Annotated in this window: 14 protein-coding genes; 9 read left to right on the forward strand and 5 right to left on the reverse strand. The window is 70.1% G+C overall.

Annotated features, from left to right (window positions below):
* Positions 1–111: 111 nt before the first annotated feature.
* Together JNK84_RS17525 and JNK84_RS17530 are read right to left on the reverse strand one after the other, a co-directional pair.
* Complete coding sequence (locus tag JNK84_RS17525) at positions 112–1,047, reverse strand: threonine/serine dehydratase (RefSeq protein WP_293426048.1); 936 nt, start codon at positions 1,045–1,047, stop codon at positions 112–114.
* Between the two features lie 49 nt (positions 1,048–1,096).
* A complete protein-coding gene (locus tag JNK84_RS17530) occupies positions 1,097–1,855 on the reverse strand; it encodes a DUF429 domain-containing protein (protein ID WP_293426050.1) in 759 nt (252 codons plus the stop codon).
* Here JNK84_RS17530 and JNK84_RS17535 point away from each other — a divergent pair.
* From JNK84_RS17535 to JNK84_RS17545, 3 genes are all read left to right on the forward strand, one after another.
* The gene (locus tag JNK84_RS17535) at positions 1,854–2,522 is read left to right on the forward strand and encodes a transglycosylase domain-containing protein (RefSeq protein WP_293426052.1); all 669 of its coding nucleotides are present in this window, start codon (positions 1,854–1,856) and stop codon (positions 2,520–2,522) included. The two genes, JNK84_RS17530 and JNK84_RS17535, sit on opposite strands and share 2 nt — an antisense overlap.
* A gap of 53 nt (positions 2,523–2,575) precedes the next feature.
* Positions 2,576–3,280 carry an AprI/Inh family metalloprotease inhibitor gene (locus tag JNK84_RS17540; RefSeq protein ID WP_293426054.1) on the forward strand — a complete coding sequence of 235 codons (705 nt, stop codon included), beginning with the start codon at positions 2,576–2,578 and terminating at the stop codon, positions 3,278–3,280.
* A 182-nt stretch (positions 3,281–3,462) separates the two neighbouring features.
* The gene (locus JNK84_RS17545) at positions 3,463–4,509 is read left to right on the forward strand and encodes a Cj0069 family protein (protein ID WP_293426056.1); all 1,047 of its coding nucleotides are present in this window, start codon (positions 3,463–3,465) and stop codon (positions 4,507–4,509) included.
* Between the two features lie 30 nt (positions 4,510–4,539).
* Here JNK84_RS17545 and radC read toward each other — a convergent pair whose 3' ends face one another.
* Complete coding sequence (radC, locus tag JNK84_RS17550) at positions 4,540–5,256, reverse strand: RadC family protein (RefSeq protein ID WP_293426058.1); 717 nt, start codon at positions 5,254–5,256, stop codon at positions 4,540–4,542.
* Positions 5,257–5,414: 158 nt separating this feature from the next.
* Here radC and acuI point away from each other — a divergent pair, with 158 nt between their 5' ends.
* The 6 genes from acuI (at position 5,415) to JNK84_RS17580 (ending at position 10,280) form a co-directional block, all read left to right on the forward strand.
* Positions 5,415–6,401, forward strand: coding sequence for an acrylyl-CoA reductase (NADPH) (gene acuI / locus JNK84_RS17555; RefSeq protein WP_293426060.1), 987 nt, complete (start codon positions 5,415–5,417; stop codon positions 6,399–6,401).
* Positions 6,402–6,462: 61 nt separating this feature from the next.
* The gene (locus JNK84_RS17560) at positions 6,463–6,942 is read left to right on the forward strand and encodes a hypothetical protein (RefSeq protein ID WP_293426062.1); all 480 of its coding nucleotides are present in this window, start codon (positions 6,463–6,465) and stop codon (positions 6,940–6,942) included.
* A gap of 172 nt (positions 6,943–7,114) precedes the next feature.
* On the forward strand, positions 7,115–7,504 hold the full coding sequence (locus tag JNK84_RS17565) for a hypothetical protein (RefSeq protein ID WP_293426064.1): 390 nt from the start codon (positions 7,115–7,117) through the stop codon (positions 7,502–7,504).
* Positions 7,505–7,561: 57 nt separating this feature from the next.
* On the forward strand, positions 7,562–8,932 hold the full coding sequence (locus tag JNK84_RS17570) for a TAXI family TRAP transporter solute-binding subunit (protein WP_293426066.1): 1,371 nt from the start codon (positions 7,562–7,564) through the stop codon (positions 8,930–8,932).
* Between the two features lie 117 nt (positions 8,933–9,049).
* The gene (locus JNK84_RS17575; RefSeq protein WP_293426289.1) at positions 9,050–9,427 is read left to right on the forward strand and encodes a Fur family transcriptional regulator; all 378 of its coding nucleotides are present in this window, start codon (positions 9,050–9,052) and stop codon (positions 9,425–9,427) included.
* Positions 9,414–10,280, forward strand: a complete 867-nt coding sequence (locus JNK84_RS17580; RefSeq protein ID WP_293426068.1) for a lysophospholipid acyltransferase family protein — start codon at positions 9,414–9,416, stop codon at positions 10,278–10,280. The genes JNK84_RS17575 and JNK84_RS17580 overlap by 14 nt, the downstream gene beginning before the upstream one ends.
* Positions 10,281–10,295: 15 nt before the next feature.
* On the opposite strand, the gene addA is transcribed toward JNK84_RS17580, so the two are convergent.
* Positions 10,296–13,730 (reverse strand): double-strand break repair helicase AddA, encoded by a 3,435-nt coding sequence (addA, locus tag JNK84_RS17585; RefSeq protein WP_293426070.1) that lies wholly within the window; start codon positions 13,728–13,730, stop codon positions 10,296–10,298.
* A complete protein-coding gene (addB, locus tag JNK84_RS17590) occupies positions 13,727–16,795 on the reverse strand; it encodes a double-strand break repair protein AddB (protein ID WP_293426072.1) in 3,069 nt (1,022 codons plus the stop codon). The genes addA and addB overlap by 4 nt, the downstream gene beginning before the upstream one ends.
* Positions 16,796–16,845: the final 50 nt, after the last annotated feature.

Here is a 16,845-nt window from a genome sequence, read left to right on the forward strand (position 1 = left end):
GCTCCGGGTCGCGCTCTCCTGCACCGCACACGCTAACACGGTCACCCCCAAAAACCACCATTTCAAGGCAGGGGTGCAATCACGCTTCGGTGGGCAGGCCGCACTCGCGCGTCACATCAGGGCGGCGAGGCTGGCGAGATCCACGTTGGCGCCGCAGGCGAGCACGCCGACCCTCTCGCCGGGCTCCGGCCGGTAGGCGCCGGCGATCAGCGCGGCGAGCGCCGCCGCGCCGCCCGGTTCGGCCGCGGCCCTCAGGCCCAGCCACAGCCGGCGCTGCGCCTCGACGATGGCCGTATCCGGTACCAGAACGACGCGGTCGACATAGCGCGCCGCCGTCTCATGGACCCTGCCGAAGACGTTGCGCGCGCCAAGCGAGTCGGCCGCGACCGAATTGACCTCGACATCGACGGGCGCGCCGGCCTGAAGCGCGGCGTCGAGCGCACGCGAGCCCTCCGGCTCCACCCCGACGACCTTCACCCGCTTTTCAAACCAGCGGGCGATGCCGGAGATCAGGCCGCCGCCGCCGACGGCGACGAGCACGGTGTCGAGGCCGCCGGCATCCTCCTCCCACTCAATGCCGACCGTGCCCTGTCCGGCGATGGTCGGCCAGGCGTCGTAGGCATGAACCGAATGGGCGCCGCTCTCCGCAGCATAGGCCTCGCAGGCGGCGAGCGCGTCGGCATAGCGCGCGCCGCCGACGACCAGTTCCGCGCCGGTCTCGCGGATGCGCGCGATCTTCGCCGGAGAGGAAATCTCGGGCACGAAGATGCGCGCGCGGACACCAAGCCGGCCTGCCGCATAGGCCGCGGCGATGCCGTGATTGCCGCCCGAGGCCGCGCAGATGCCAGCCGCCGGAATCGGTACCGAAAGCAGCGTGTTGAAGGCCCCGCGCGCCTTGAACGTGCCGGTGACCTGCAGGAATTCGAGCTTCATCGACACGGAATGGCCGAGCCCGAACGTTTCGGCGGCCAGACGAAGCGTCGGGGTACGGCGGACGTGGTCGCGGATGCGGTGGTGGGCGGCGCGGATGTCGTCGGGCGAGATCATGGCGGGTTCCTGCGAGCGAACCGCACGGGAGCCGCTTCGCGACGGGCGGTCAAGACCAGATGGCGACAGGCAGCCCGTGCGCGTCGCGGCCAGGCGGATCGGGAAGGCTCTGCGCGATGCCGGCGAGGAGGCGGCGGGCAACCAGCGCGTTGACCGACGCGTCGAGCAGATCGTCCAGTCCCGCGCCGCGCGGCGAACGCTCCAGGAAGGCTTCCGGATAGCCCGCGGCCGCGAGCAGATCGCGGCGCAGGGCAAGGCCCGGAGCGTGGCCGCGCGACTTGACCTTCTTCGGCAAGGGCAGTGGCCGTTCGCCGCCGATCCGCCAGAAGGCGAGTTCGGGGTGCACTTCGAAGACCCGCGCGATCAGATCGGGCCGCGCGCGCAGCAGACGGTCGATCTCGCGAATCTTCGGGAACAGGTGGAAGGCCTGTTTCGACACCATGCGCGGCGGATCGGAGGTGTCGAGCGCCGCCGCGCAGGCATCGCGGTAATCGTCGCAGAACACGGCGCGTCGCGAAGGCACGGAAAAGACCGAGGACTGCCGCTCGCCGATCAGGGGGCGCACCAGCCGCTCCGGGCCGCGCCCGCCAGTGCCGCTGTGTTCCGGCAGGCCGATCGGCATATCGACCGCGATTTTTTCGACGCCCTCGGTGAGTTCAGCGAAGTCGCGCGTTATCGTGACGCATGGCGCCAAAGTGCCTTCGGCGGCGATCGTCACGGCGATCCAGCCGGCGGGACACCCGTCGACGCCGCGCACGAGGAGCCGCTCCGGTCCGTCGGGAGGCATTACCGCATTCGGAATGGCCATGATCCGCCGCATCCTGCGCCGTCTGTTCCTCGCCGCCGTCGTTCTGGCGGCGATCCCGGTCGTCCTGACGCTTCTCTACACGGTCGTCACGCCGGTCTCGACCCGCATGGCGTGGCGCACGGTGACGTTGCAGGGCGTGACGCGCATGCCCGTCGCGCTCGGTCAGGTAGCGCGCGCGGTGCCGGCGACGCTGATCGCCTCGGAGGATGCGCGGTTCTGCGCCCATCGCGGCGTCGACTGGCGCGAACTGATGGCCGTCATCGACAACGAGGACGGGCCCGCGCGCGGCGCCTCTACCCTGCCTATGCAGGTGGCGCGCAACCTGTTCCTCTGGCAGGGCGATACGGGCCCGACCGCCATGGTCCGCAAGGCGCTGGAAATACCGCTTGCCATGCTGATCGATGGCGTCTGGACCAAGCGGCGGATGATGGAAATCTATCTGAACATAGCGGAATGGGGGCCGGGCGGCGAGTTCGGCATCGAGGCCGGCGCGCGGCGCGCCTTCCGCAAGAGCGCGGCGGATCTCGGCGCCCGCGAGGCGGCTCTGCTGGTCTCGATCCTGCCCAATCCGATCCGGCGGAGTGCCAGCGCGCCAGGGACGGGCGTGCAGCGCAAGGCGGCGATCATTTCCCGCCGCGCCGGTTCCGCCGATACGAGCTGCCTGTGATGCGCGGCCCGAGGGGATGGACGCTCGCGGCGCCTCTCGTCATAAATTCCCGCATGCGGTTGTTGCTGGCAGCTGTTCTGGCCGTTTTCGCTCCCGGCGCCGCCGAGGCGCAGGCGCCCGCCGTCGATCCGGCCCAGATCGAACGCTCGGTCGGCCCATGGGAACTGTCCAACCCGGCCGGCGACCGGAAATGCGCCGTGACCTTCAAGCCCGAGCGTCTCGGTGCCGGCCGTGCCCTGCAGCTGGCGGAAGCCTGCGCGGTGACCTTCCCGGGCGTCGCCGGCATGGTCGCCTGGACGATCAGCCCGACCGGGGGCATCCGCTGGATGGACCGCGCCGGCACCGCCACCTTCGATTTCGACGAGACCGAGGTCGGCATTTTCGAATCGCTCCGGCTGGGCGATTCCAGTGTCTATTTCCTGACCAATCTCGGCCTTGCCGGCACGTCGCTGCCGACCGCCGACGATGTCGCGGGGCTCTGGACGCTCGGCCAGCCGCGGGGCCGCTCATTGTGCTCCCTGGCGCTCCGGCAGGAACTGGCGGCGGGCGCTGGCGCGCTGGAACAGCGCTTCGCCATCGAGGTCGCCGAGGGCTGCGAGCGTTCGGTCGCGGCGCTCGGCCTGTCGCACTGGCGGCTGGAGCGCGAGCTGCTCGTGCTCGGCGGCCGTGGCCAGTCCCTCACCTTCAAGCGCGAACCGGACGGACGCTGGCTCAAGACGCCGCCGGACAGCCGGCCGCTGGTGATGATCCGCCAGTAGACCAGGAACGTGCGCGGGCTGCCGGAACTTGATTGCGCGGCGTTGCGGCCCTAGTGTCGGGCGTCGGGGCATCGCAGGTTCCCCGCCTCTCCAAGACGGTTCCCGTCCAAGTCCTGCTCTGAGGTTCGCGTGCCGACGCGGACAGGAGCGCGATGATGAACGCAGGATCGTCTTCCCTGTCGATGCCCACAATTTCCAGGCCGGACAAACCGCTCGGCCGCGTCGCCATCCTGTGGCGGGGCGATGATGCGGAGCGCCGCAACGCGGCCCCGCAGGCCAGCCGGTTCAAGGCGGTCTTCGCCGCGCTCGCCGATGCCGGAATCCATGCCGAGCCGATGGTCTACGAGGACGATGTCCTCGATGCCGCGCGTGAGCGGCTTGTCGCCTTTGACGGCGTGCTCGTCTGGGTCAATCCGATCCACGAAGGGCGCAACCGTTCCCGTCTCGATGCCTTGCTGCGCGAGGTCGCGGCGCGCGGCCCCTGGGTGAGCGCGCACCCCGATGTGATCCTCAAGATGGGTACCAAGGAGGTGCTCCACAGCACCCGCGCGATGGGCTGGGGCAGTGACACGGCGCTCTACCGGACAGCCGAGGTCATGCACGCGGAACTGCCGGCGCGGCTGGCAGCCGGGCCGCGCGTGATCAAGCGCAACCGTGGCAATGGCGGCCAGGGCGTCTGGAAGGTCGAGGCACTGGCAAGCCCCGGTGGCCAGGCGATGGTGCGCGTGCTGGACGCCACGGCCGACCGGTCGGAGGACCTGATGCTGGAGGCGTTTCTCGGCCGGTGCGCCGATTACTTCGAGGACGGCTGCGTGATCGACCAGCCGTTCCAGGCGCGCCTCCCAGAGGGCGTGGTGCGTTGCTACATGGCTGGCGACCGCTGTGCCGGCTTTGGCCACCAGAAGGTCAAGGCGCTGGTCGGTGCGCCCGAGGCGCGGGCCGGGGCGGGGCCGCGGCTCTACACGTCCGAAGCCGATCCGCGCTTCCAGCGCCTGCGCCGGCTGATGGAGGACGAATGGGTGCCGCAGATGATCTCCCTCCTGGACATCGCGCCGCGCGACCTGCCGATGATCTGGGACGCGGATTTCATGCTCGGTTCGCCTGGCTCCGACGGGGCCGATAGCTACGTGCTCGGCGAAATCAACGTCAGCTCGGTGTTTCCTATTCCCGACGAGGCGCCCGTTGCGATCGCACGCCGTGTCTCCGAACGGCTGCGCCCGACGGCCTGACCGGACCGGTCCGCGCCCGAGGCGGCGGGGTCAGCCGATCAGACGCAGGGCGCGGAAGCTCGCATGGCCCTCGCGCCCGACAATGATGTGATCGTGGACCGCGATGCCGAGGGGGCCGGCGATGTCGATGATCTGTTTCGTCATGACGATGTCGGCATGGGACGGGGTCGGATCGCCCGAAGGGTGGTTGTGGACGAGGATGATCGCGGTCGCCGACAGTTCCAGCGCGCGTTTCACCACCTCGCGCGGATAGACAGGCGTGTGATCGACCGTCCCCTCGCCCTGCACCTCGTCGGCGATCAGGACGTTCTTCTTGTCGAGATAGAGCAGACGAAACTGCTCGCGCTCGGCATAGGCCATGGCGGTGCGGCAGTAGTCGATGAGCGTGCTCCACGACGACAGGACGGGCCGCTGGAGCACCTTCGTCCGGCCGATGCGGATGGCGGTGGCGTGGACCAGTTTCAGTTCGGCGACGATGCCAGCCGAGACGCCGTCGACCTCGGCGAGCCGCAGCTCCGGCGCGGCGACAACCTCGGCGAAGGAGCCGAAGCGCTTCAACAGCGCCTTGGCGAGCGGCTTCACGTCGCGGCGCGGCACGGCGCGGAACAGGACCAGCTCGAGCAGTTCGTAATCCGCCAGCGTGTCGGCACCGGCATCCCGGAACCTGGCCCTCAAGCGCTCGCGATGGCCATGGAAATGCGGCGCTTCGGCAAAGCCCGAACGATTCGGCTCCGTTTCGCTCGCCATTTCCGGTACTCCTGCCCGAAACGGTAGCGGAGCCTTGCAGCCCCTCGCGCTCCGGTCGAATACGGATGGCCGGGGATCGGCCGTTCGGCTGAAGTCCGGCCCCTTGCCGCCGGCGCGGGGCGGGCCGACCTTGTCGGCCGCAATCAGGAGTTCCGCATATGGCAAGGTTCAGGGCAGTCGTGATCACGAAGGGCGAGGCGGGCACCAGTGCCGCGCTGACCTCGTTCGACGAAGCCGAACTCATGGACGGCGACGTGACCGTGCGGGTGTCGCACTCGACGCTCAACTACAAGGACGGGCTCGCGTTGACGGGCAAGGCGCCGGTCGTGCGCCGCTTCCCGATGATTCCGGGCATTGACCTGGCCGGCGTGGTCGAAACCTCGTCCCATACCGATTTCAAACCCGGTGATGCGGTCATTCTCAACGGTTGGGGCACGGGCGAGACCCATCTCGGGGCCTATGCCGAGAAGTCGCGGGTCAAGGGCGACTGGCTGGTCCCCCTGCCGGCCGGCCTGTCGGCGGCCGAGGCCATGGCCATCGGTACGGCAGGCTATACGGCGATGCTCTGCGTCATGGCGCTGGAGCGGCACGGCATCACGCCGGATCGCGGGCCGATGCTGGTGACCGGGGCCGCCGGCGGCGTCGGATCGGTCGCGACGGCGCTGCTGGCGACGCTCGGTTACCATGTCATCGCCTCGACCGGGCGGCCGCAGGAGGCCGACTATCTCAAGGGCCTCGGCGCTGCCGAGATCATCGATCGCAACGAGCTTTCCGCGCCCGGAAAGCCACTTGGCAAGGAGCGCTGGGCCGGCGCGGTGGATTCGGTCGGCTCGCACACGCTGGCCAATGCCTTGGCCATGACGCGCTATGGCGGCGCGGTCGCCGCCTGCGGCCTCGCGCAGGGCATGGACCTGCCGGCTTCGGTGGCGCCCTTCATCCTGCGCGGCGTCTCGCTGCTTGGCGTCGATTCGGTGATGGCGCCCAAGGCGCTGCGGCTGGAGGCCTGGTCGCGGCTCGCACGCGACCTCGACCGCGCCAGGCTGCAGGCGATTACCTCGACCATTCCGCTGGAAGGCGCGATCGATGCCGGCAAGGCCATCATCGAGGGACGCATCCGCGGCCGCGTCGTCGTCACGATCGGGTGAGACCCTGCTCGGAACCGCAGAGCGGCGGGGCGCGTTGTCCCGCCGCCAGAAGAGGGGCCCGATGACCGAAACCCGCCGCGCCTTCCTGACGCTTCTTGCCGGGCTCATTGCCGCGCCCGCGCCGGTGCTGGCGCAGGCCGGTTACGCGCCGCCCATGCCGGGGCAGGCGCCGCCCACCTTCGGCGATGGACCGCGATTCAACGAGGAACTGCTGCGGCAGCAACAGATCCAGCGCCAGCAGTTCGACGACTTCCAGCGCAGCCAGCAGCGTGAAAGCCAGCGCAACCTCGACACGCTCCGTCGCCAGCAGGGCGACCAGCGCCGTGCTCTCGACGGCATCCAGCAGGGCCGTCTCGACCATGAGCGGCGGATGACAGGCCAGCGCCGGCTTCAGGTGCAGGGACGCCGTTCGCGCAGGCCGCTGACCGATGCCGAACGCGATCGCATCAATGCGGCGGCGGGCGGTTCGACCCGTTCGTCGACACCGAGCATCCTGATCGAGGACGGTCCGCGCCGGCGCGCGCGGCGCCGGCGGCGCTAACCGCGCTGCAAATCCGCCGTTGCGGTATGCGGTTGTTGGTGCAGGATTGTTGTCTGCCGTTCATCGCAACGGCGGAGTTTCGCCCGAAACCGGACAAGACCCCGTCATCCGGCCCGAAGACAGTCAAGACCGGCAGCCGATCCCGTCGGCTGGGGCAACAGAGGAAACGACCATGATCCTCAGATCGACAATCCTGGCTCTCGGCCTCGCCGTGACCTCCATCGTGGCGGCCCCGCAGGCCGCCGTTGCGCAGACCGAAGACCAGCTGGCCTCTCCGGAATATCGAGGCGATGCGCCCAGCCGCGGCTGGCGCGGCGATCGCTGGCGGGATGATCGCTGGCGTGATCCGCCGCCGCGCCCCTATCCGCGGCCGGACTACTATCGTCCGCCGCCGCCGACCTATGGCGGTCCGGGCTGCCGCATCTTTTATCGCGACGATGGCTGGGGCGGGCGTCAGGCTTTGCGCGAGTGCCAGGTCTGCGAACCCGTCTGGGTGCGCGACCCCTGGGGCAACAGCTATCGCGAGAACCGCTGCCGCCGCGTCGTCCAGCGCATAGGCTGAACCGGCTGGCGCTTGCATCGCAAAATGGCCATGTTCGGCTAGGAGCTTTGGCCGGACATGTCCAGAACGCGCCTCGTCATCTTCAGCATCGTCTGCGCCTTGATCGGTTTCGCGGCGCTGGCGACGTTCTGGTACAATCGTCCGACGACGGTCAGTTTCGCCGTCGGTCCGGCCGGCTCGGAATCGGCCAAATTCGTTGATGCGCTGCGTCTGGCGCTCCAGCGCGAGCGGTCGAGCGTCAGGCTGCGGCTGGTCTCATCCGATTCGCCGAGCGACAGCGCCGGACGCATCGAGCGAGGCGATGTCGATCTCGCCGTCGTGCGCGCGGATATTTCCTTTCCACCGACGGCGGTCGCCATCGCCGTCTGGCAGCGCAATCCGGTCATCCTCGCGGCCCCCGCCGGTTCCGGCATCGAGCGCTGGACCGACCTTCCCGGCAAGACCATCGGGGTGATGGGCCGTGGCATCGGTTTCAACATCCGGTTGATCCAGACGATCCTGCGCGAGCACGGCGTCCAGCCGTCGGCCGTCAACATCGTCGAGGTCCTGCCGTGGGAAACCGCCGAGATGGTCCGCAAGAAGACGATCCACGGGCTTGTCACGATCGGTCCACCCGCGTCGAAGCCGGTCGCCGACGCCATGGCCGGCCTGATCCGCGAGACGCCCGGTGGCAATGTCACGCTCGTACCCGTGCGTGAGGCCGAGGCGATCGCCGATCGTGTGTCCTTCCTCGAATCGGTCGATGTGGTGCCGGGCTCGTTCGGCTCCAATCCGCCGCGTCCGGCTGAAACCTTCCCGACGCTCGGCGTGCTGCACTATCTCGTCGCGCGGCGCGGGCTCGACGATTCTCTCGCCTCGGAATTCACGCAGCAGCTGTTCACGCTGCGACCGACGCTCTCGACGCAGCATCCGATCGCGCTGCGCATCGAGGTGCCCGACACCGAGAAGGGTTCGTCCGTCCAGGTCCATCCCGGCGCGCTGGCCTATCTGACCGGCGAACAGAAGACCTTTGTCGAGCGTTACAGCGATTATCTCTATCTCGGCATATTCGGCCTGTCGCTCGGCGGCTCTGCCATCGCAGCGCTGGCCGGCTATCTCGGCTTCGGCCGCCGCGAGCGCGATCCGCGGCAATTGCCCGAAGTTCTCGTCCTCCTGCGCGATGCGCGCGCGACCGACGATCCGGACGTGCTGGATGGCATCGCGCACCGGTCCGACGACATTTTTGTCGAGGCCGTGGAGGCGTCGAAGAGCGCGAACTTCGATCAGAACCGCTTCGCTACCTTGATGCTGGCCCTCGACCGGCTCAACGCCGCCATCGCCGACCGTCGCCGCGTCATGGCGATGATGTACGACGAGGAAGAGGAACCCCAGGCGCGACCGGTCGGGCAGGCGGAGCCCGTCGCCCTGCCGGTAGCCTCGCGGGGGTGACGGAGGCGGAACCCGGCGCTATAGGTGCCAACCTGTGCGGCAAGGAGGGTTTCGGTGGCATCGGCGAAGACAGGCGGTCCCAGCAACGCGATCGAGGAGGCCTGCATCGCCAAGGGCATGCGGATGACCGACCAGCGACGCGTCATCGCGGGTGTCATCTCCGCCGCCGAGGACCATCCCGACGTCGAGGAACTGCACCGACGCGCCAGCGCGGTCGATTCCAACATCTCGCTGTCGACGGTCTATCGCACCGTCAAGCTGTTCGAGGATTCCGGCATCATCACGCGCCACGCCTTCGGCGACGGGCGCGCGCGCTACGAGCCGATCCCCGAGGCGCACCACGACCATCTGATCGATCTCCGCTCGGGACAGGTCATCGAGTTTCAGTCCGAGGAGATCGAGCGCCTGCAGGCCGAAGTCGCCCGCAAGCTCGGCTACAAGCTCGTCGATCACCGTCTCGAACTCTATTGCGTGCCACTTGATGAAGAGCGCTGACCGTCCGGGAACCGAATTCGGGCGCGGGGGCCCTAGTGTCTTCGACACGATCCGGGCGGCGGTCTGGGTTCTGATCCTCATCGTCGCGGCGCTGTTCATCCTGCCGGCGCAGATGATCGCCCACGGTTTCGGCCTGTCGGCCAGACGGCGAATTCCGATGGTGTTCCACCGGCTTGTTCTGCGCGCCCTCGGCGCCAGGGTCACAGTGCGCGGCGAGCCGACGGAACACCGTCCTGTGCTGTTCGTGCCGAACCACGTCTCATGGATGGACATCATGGTGCTGGGCGCCTTCTCGCCCATGTCCTTCGTCGCCAAGTCGGAAATCGCCAGCTGGCCGCTGTTCGGCTATCTCGCCAAGCTCCAGCGCTCGATCTTCGTCGACCGCGAGCGCCGGCAGTCGACCTCCAGGACCGCCAACGAGATGATCGACCGGATGCGCGAGGGCGAGCCGGTGGTGCTGTTCGCCGAGGGCACCTCGTCGGACGGCAATCGCGTCATGCGCTTTCGCGCGGCGCTGATCGGCGCGGCCGAGAGCCTGTCCAAGGCGACGGGCGAGACCGTCTGGATCCAGCCCATCGCGCTGGCCTACCGGCGGATCAACGGCCTGCCGTCCGGGCGCCAGCACCGGCCGCGCATTTCGTGGATCGGCGATATCGAGCTGATTCCGCATGCCTGGGCGTTGCTGAAGGACGGGGCCGTTGATGTCGACCTGATCTTCGGCAATCCCGTGCCCTTCGATCCGCAGGCCGAGCGCAAGGCGATCGCCCTGTATCTCGAACAGCGCGTGCGCTTCCTGCACTCCGCGGCCCTGACCGGCAAGGAAGAACACCTGCCGCCGCTCGCCGCCCTCTGACCGGGAAAGGTCCAGTCAGGGCATCAGGCCGAGCCGCGCCAGCGCCGCGTCCATCAGTTCCGCCGGCAGCGGCATCACCGAACCATCCGCGGTCCAGATCAGCCAGGCCTCGGCCGGCCGGTCGGCATGGATCGAACCCAGCATCGCCCGATAGATCGCGAGCTGGGCGACATAGATGTCGGGAACGTCGGCCGTTGTGCCCGGCACGGCCTCGTTGGTCTTGTAGTCGGCGATGACAATGCGCTCGGGCGCGATCAGCAGCCGGTCGATCTGGCCGGAGACCGGGCGACCCGCGAGGCGGCCGGCGAGCGGCACCTCCGGCAGGCTGCCCGCGCCGAACAGGTCGGCAAGGCGCGGATCCCGCAGAAGGCCAAGCGCGGTACGGGCGATCTCCTCGCCAAGCGCGGCATCGAGATCCGGCTGGCCTGCGAGGAACCTCACGGCCGATTCGGCGCGCCGGTCGGCTGGCACTGCCGGCAGCGACTGCAGGAGACGGTGGGTCAGCGTGCCGCGCAGCAGGGCCTGCCGCCGCCGCTCCGTTGCCTCGGGCGTCGCGAGCAGTCGCGGCGCGGCCGTATCGGCGTCCGAGGGCGTCACGCGGCGCAGCCGGACCGGCGTCGGCGGAGCATCGCGCCCGATCCAGTCCGGCAGCGCGACGGACGCCGGCGCCGAGGTCCGAGCCTCGTCCGCGGCGCCGATGCCGTCCGGGCCTCGCCGCCATCGGCGCACGGTGCCCTCGCCGTCATCGGCCGGCTCTTCGGCGGAGCCCCCGCCGAGCGCGCGGGCGATGAGGTCGTACCAGACGTCCGTCGTGGCCTTGCGCGGCCGCGCGCCGCAGACGATCAGCTTATCGGCGGCGCGCGTCATGGCGACATAGAGCAGGCGGTTGTACTCGTCGGCCTGGATGCCGCGCGCGGCCGCGCGCGCGAGGGCCACCGGCTCGACATCCGACTTCATCGAGGGCGACCAGACGAGCTGGGCAGGCGCGCCCTCCGGCATGTTCGGGCGGCGGATGCGGAACAGGCTGGGATCGTGCTGGCCGCCGGGCTTGCCCATCGTGTCGGCGAGGATGACGATGTCCGCCTCGAGACCCTTGGCGCCGTGGACGGTCATGACGCGCACCTCGTCGCGGCCGATCTCCATGTCGCGCTTCACCTCCAGCGTGCCGGCGCGCAGCATTGCGACGAAGCCGTGGAGGGTCGGGATATCCGTCGTCTCGAACGACAGCGCCAGGGACATGAACTCGTCGAGCGCATCCGCGGCCTCCGAGCCGAGCCGGGCGAGCATTCGCCGCCGCCCCTGATCGCGCGACAGCACGCGGCCGTAGAAGGCGGCCGGGGTGAGCGACAGCGCCTCCATGCGCCAGCGCGCCATGAGGCCGGCAGCCGCGTGGCCACTTTCGGCCAGCGCCTGCCACAGCGAGCCGTCGCGGCCGCTGGCGAGATCGAACAGCTCCTGCTCGTCCATGCCGACCAGCGGGCTTTTCAGCACAGATGCCAGTGAGAGGTCGTCGTCCGGCGTCAGCAGGCAGTCGGCCAGCGCCATCAGGTCCATCACCGCGATATGCTCGCCGAGAACCAGCCGGTCTGCGCCGGCAACCGGTACGTCGGCATTCTTCAGGGCCCGGATGATCGCCTCGAACAGCGCGCCGCGGCGGCGCACCAGGATGAGCACGTCGCCGGCGCGGATCGGCTGCGCCTTGTCCGGCAGGCGGTCGCGCCGCGTGAGCCACAGGCGCACATGCGCCGCGATCCGCTGGGCAAGCTTCGCGACCGGATCGGCTGATGTGAGCGCATCGACCGGTGCCGGCCAGGGCGGCGGCTCATGTTCATCCTCCGGCTCGACAGCCGGCCAGAGCTCGACCATGCCCGGCGCCTCCGACCGGGCGGCCTCGTGGCCCTGCAGGACAGCATCCTCGATGGTCAGGCCCCGACGCGCCTCGGCGCCCTCGAAAACCGCATCGACCGCGCTGAGAACGGCTGCGGTCGAGCGGAACGAAAAAGTGAGATCCACGGTGCGAAAAGGCCGTTCCGCCTTGCCGAAGGCCGAGGCGAAATGCCGGCGCATCCGCCCGAACCAGGCGGGATCGGCCCCCTGGAACGAATAGATCGACTGCTTCTCGTCGCCGACGACGAACAGCGTCCGCGCCCCCTCGCGCGCGCCCTCGCCGGACGTGAATTCCTCGACCAGCCGCTCGACCAGCCGCCATTGGTCGGGGCTCGTGTCCTGCGCCTCGTCCACCAGGATGTGGTCGATGCCCTGGTCGAGCTTGTAGAGGATCCAGCGCGCGGAGACGCGGTCGAAGAGTTCGCGCGTGCGGGCGATGAGGTCGGAGAAGTCCAGCGCCCCGCGCGCGGCCTTGCGGCGCTCGATCTCGGCGGACATGGCATGGGCGAGCGTCAGCAGCGCGCCGGTGCCGTCGCGCAGTCGCGCCGCCTTCAACTTGGCGCGCAGCGAGACGAGGCGTTCCTGCTCGGCAGTCAGCCGCGCGGCAAGCGCCGGCTCGGCGTCGCGCACCGGCTTGTTGACGACGGCCTTCCGCGGCTCGCCGGCCTTGGTGAAGAATATCTCCAGATAGGTCTGGCCGCCGTCCGCCTCCGTGGCCGCGAGGCTGAGAAGACCGGCCACTTCGCGGTCGCGCGTTGCTGTCGAGGCCTGCGTGATGGCGTCGGCGACGGCCGCCCACTCGGAGGCCGGGATCAGCGCCTCGCCGACAATGGCCGCTTCCAGCGCCGCCTCGGTCTCGCCCGGCATCAGACCGAGCGCGTCACCGAGGCTTTCGGCCACGCGCTCGATCGAGCCTTCCTGCCCGATCAGCCGCTCGATGTCCTCGCGCGCGGCGACGGCCTCGTCGAGAAGGTCGTCGACGGTCTGGTCGGCGGCGAGCGTCGACAGGAAGGCGAAGGCCCGGCCGAGCCGGCCGGCGGGATTGGCCGCCGCCTCGAGCAGCACGGCGAGCCGCGCCCGCTGGGCGAGTTCGGCGCCGGCGCGATCGTCCAGCACGGTGAACTGCGAGGCGACATTGGCCTCGAAGGGAAACTGGTGCAGCACGCGTTCGCAGAAGGCGTGGATGGTCTGCACTTTCAGGCCGCCGGGCGTCTCCAGCGCCTCGGCGAAGAGCCGCCGCGCGCGCCTGAGGCGGTCGCGCGAGGGCGCCTTGCCGTCGAGCTCGCCGAGCACCTTGACCAGGGCGACATCGTCCATCAGCGCCCATTCGCCGAGCAGCGCGAAGACCCGGTTCGCCATGGTCGCCGCCGCGGCCTTGGTGAAGGTGAGACAGAGGATGGCGCCGGGCGGCGTGCCGGCCAGCATCAGGCGCACGACGCGGCGCGCCAGAACATAGGTCTTGCCGGAGCCGGCATTGGCCGCCACCCACGCCGAGACGGCGGGGTCGGAAGCCATGAGCTGCGCCGCGCTCGCCTTCGGCGGGACGAAGAAGCGCCGGGTCATTCGCCGCCTCCCGTAGCCGACCATTCCTTGACGCGCGCGAGATGGGCGTAATCGTTGGAACGCCCGCCGACATATTTCGGCATGGTCCATGACCTGTAGCCCTGGGCCGGATTCTCATAGGCGTCGATCAGCGCCTTGAGGTTGGCGAGCGTCTCCGTGGCGACCTGCGCGGCGGGCCGGTCGAGCTTCACCGGCTTGAACTCGCCGGCGGGGTCGCGGCCGCCGAGCTTCACATAGAGGAAGCCGTCGACAAGGAGGCCGGGCGGGATGGCGGGGAAACCGCCGTTCAAGAGCACGGCGGCCTCGAGCGGCAGCTGCGGGTTGAGACCGACCATGACCTCGCGGTCGCCGGGCACGCTCCCCGTCTTGTAGTCGACGATTTCGGCCTTGCCGTCGATGGAGACGTCGATCCGGTCGGCTTTGGTGACCAGCGTGAACGTGCGCCCGGCAACGGTCTGCCAGTCGATACGGCCGAAGTCTTCGGCATGGACGGTCGGGAAGGCGAGGCGGCGCTCGGCATCGGCCGATGCGAACCAGTGCGCGATGCGCGTGAAGCGCGGCCACCAGACCGCACGCACGGAGGGATCATCCCAGAATTCCGCGAAATGCTCGCGTCCGAGATCGAGCAGACGCGCCACCGGGTCGTCAGGCTGGCCTTTCGCAGTCACCTCGCGCGCGAAGGCGTCGAGCACGCCATGGATCAGCGTGCCGCGCTCGGCTGCGCCCGGCGCCTGGTCCAGCGGTTCGAGCGGCGCGAGGTGCAGGACGTGGCGCGCATAGACCGCATAGGGGTCGCGCTGCAGCGTCTCGATCTCGGTGACCGAGAGGTGATCGGGTCGGAGTGCCACCGGCGGCTTCGGCCCCGGGCGTGGCGCCGGCCGGGCCTCGCCGGCCCTCTCGAACGCGCCGGCCAGAGCCAGCCAGTCCGCCCCGCGCGCCCCGAGACCGGCCCATGCCTCCGGGCCCGCCACCGCCGCGAGCCGCTGGAGCCAGCGCGAGGGTACGGTCGGCACGCCGCCGGCTTTCGCGGCGCGGGTCATGACCACGCGGGGATTGCCGAGAAGCTGGCAGAAGTCGTGGGCGGCAAGGCCGATCCGCCGCTCCGGCGGGTCGATGCCGAAGCTCGCGCGCATGGCGCGGTTGAGCCATGGGTCGAGCTTCGGGTCGCCCGGCCAGGAGCCCTCGACGAGACCGGCGAGCACGACGCAGTCGGCATCCAGAAGACGCGCCTCTGGCAGGCCGAGCACGCGGATGCGCGCGCCCGGATCGGCAGCGGTCCGCACGATCTCGGTGGCGGTCAGGGCGTCGAACGCCGGGGGATAGTCATCGGGCGGGACGGCGAAGGTCGTCGCCGGTCCCTGCATCGCCTTTTCGAGCAGGGCTACGGTCTCGCCAAGGCCGGGAGTCTCGGCATCGAGCCCGAGACTGCCGATGGCGGCGAGATGAGCGCCCGCCAGCTCGGAGAGCATCGGCGCGGCATGCGCGCGCAAGTCTGCCAGCGGCGCCAGCGCGGCGATCACCTGATCCATCAGCGTGCGGCCCGCCGCCAGCGCGGCGGGGCTCACCCGGCTGGCGGGGTCGTGCAGCCGTTGCCTAACGTCGATTTCGACTCCGGCGAGCACCGCGGCATAGCCGGCAAGGCCGCCGGTCGGGCGCAGGCCGCGCAGCGCTTTCAACTCGATTGCCGCGATGGCGCCGGCCTTCTCCTCGCCGGAGAGGCCGAAGTCGATCGCGGGCTGCGACAGCAGCGCGAGCAGATCGGCGGGCGCGGGTTCGTCGAGCGCCAGCGCGGCGACCAGCCGGGCGACCGCGCCAGCCGGCGTCGATGCGAGCGGCCGACCGCCGGAATCATCGACCGCGACGTTCCAGCGCGACAGCTCGGCAACGACCCGGCCGGCAATCGCCCGGTCCGGCGTGACGAGCGCCGCGGAGCGCTCGGGGTCTTCGGCGATCTCGCGCAGCAGGACAGCGATGGCGAGCGCCTCGTCCCGCTCGTTGGCGGCTTCGATGACGGCGAGCCCTGCCAGCGAAGGCGCGGCATCGCCCGGGATCCGCTCGGCCCATCGATCGGTGGTCGCCGCCGGCCGCATGGCCTCCGACAGCAGCGCCTCCCGGGCGGGGAGCGCTGGCGGCGCGAGCGCCTCGACCTCGTCGCGGGCGATGCCGAGATGGCTGATCAGGCGCTTCAGGCCGAATTGCGGGTGGGCATGGGCTGCGGCCGCGCCGCCGGTGCCGATGGCCTCCCATGCGGCATCGTCGAGGTTCTGGTCGAGACCCGGCAGGACCAGCGCCCCTCTGGCGTGGCGGGCGACGGTCGCCAGCAATTCGCGCGTCGCGGGGATCGAGCCGGTCGAGCCGGCTGCGACGATGGGGCCGGGCAGCGCCGCGAGCCGGATCGTCTCGGCCGCGATCAGCCGGTCGCGCCGCACCGCCGGCTCCTCCTGACCGATGGCCTCGAGGTGGGCGGGCCAGTGCTCCGTGGCGATGGCGAGAAAGGCGCGGGTCATGCGCCAGAACTCGTCGAGATTGGCATCCACGATGGCGTCGAGGCCAGTCCACGGCACTCGCTCGGTCTCGGCCTGGTCCATTAGACGCATCAGATCGGCCGCGAGCGACAGGGCGTCGCCGGTGGAGGTCGAGACGACCAGCGGATCACGCTCGCCGAGCTTCATCACTGCGCGGTCGACCGAGGCAGCCCATTGCCGGACAAGGCCGGCCAGCGTCAGGCGCCGGTCCAGCGCCGGCATGGCGGGCGCGATGGTGTCGAGGCCGAGAACGTCGAGCGGGCTCGGATCGGCGAAGGCCCACTCGTCCTCGTCGACGTCGCCAATGGGCGCGATGCGTGGCAGCAGGACGGCCCGGTCCCCGGCAATTTCGGCGAAGACGTCGCGCATGGCACGGCAGGCGCGCCGGTTCGGCAGGAGGATGGTGCCCGAGGCGAGCGAAAGCGGGTCGGTCGCGTCAGGCCAGCCGGGTACCACGCGGCCGTCGAGGATCGCCGTCGCGAGTGTCCTCAGATGCGGCCTTGAGGCGGGAATGGTGAGGACACGCGGGCAGCTCGGCATGATGGCTAGTCGTGGAGCGCCGCGCGCGGTTCGGCAAGGGGCTCTCTGGC

This window comes from Phreatobacter sp. (assembly GCF_016793595.1).
GTDB lineage: Bacteria > Pseudomonadota > Alphaproteobacteria > Rhizobiales > Phreatobacteraceae > Phreatobacter.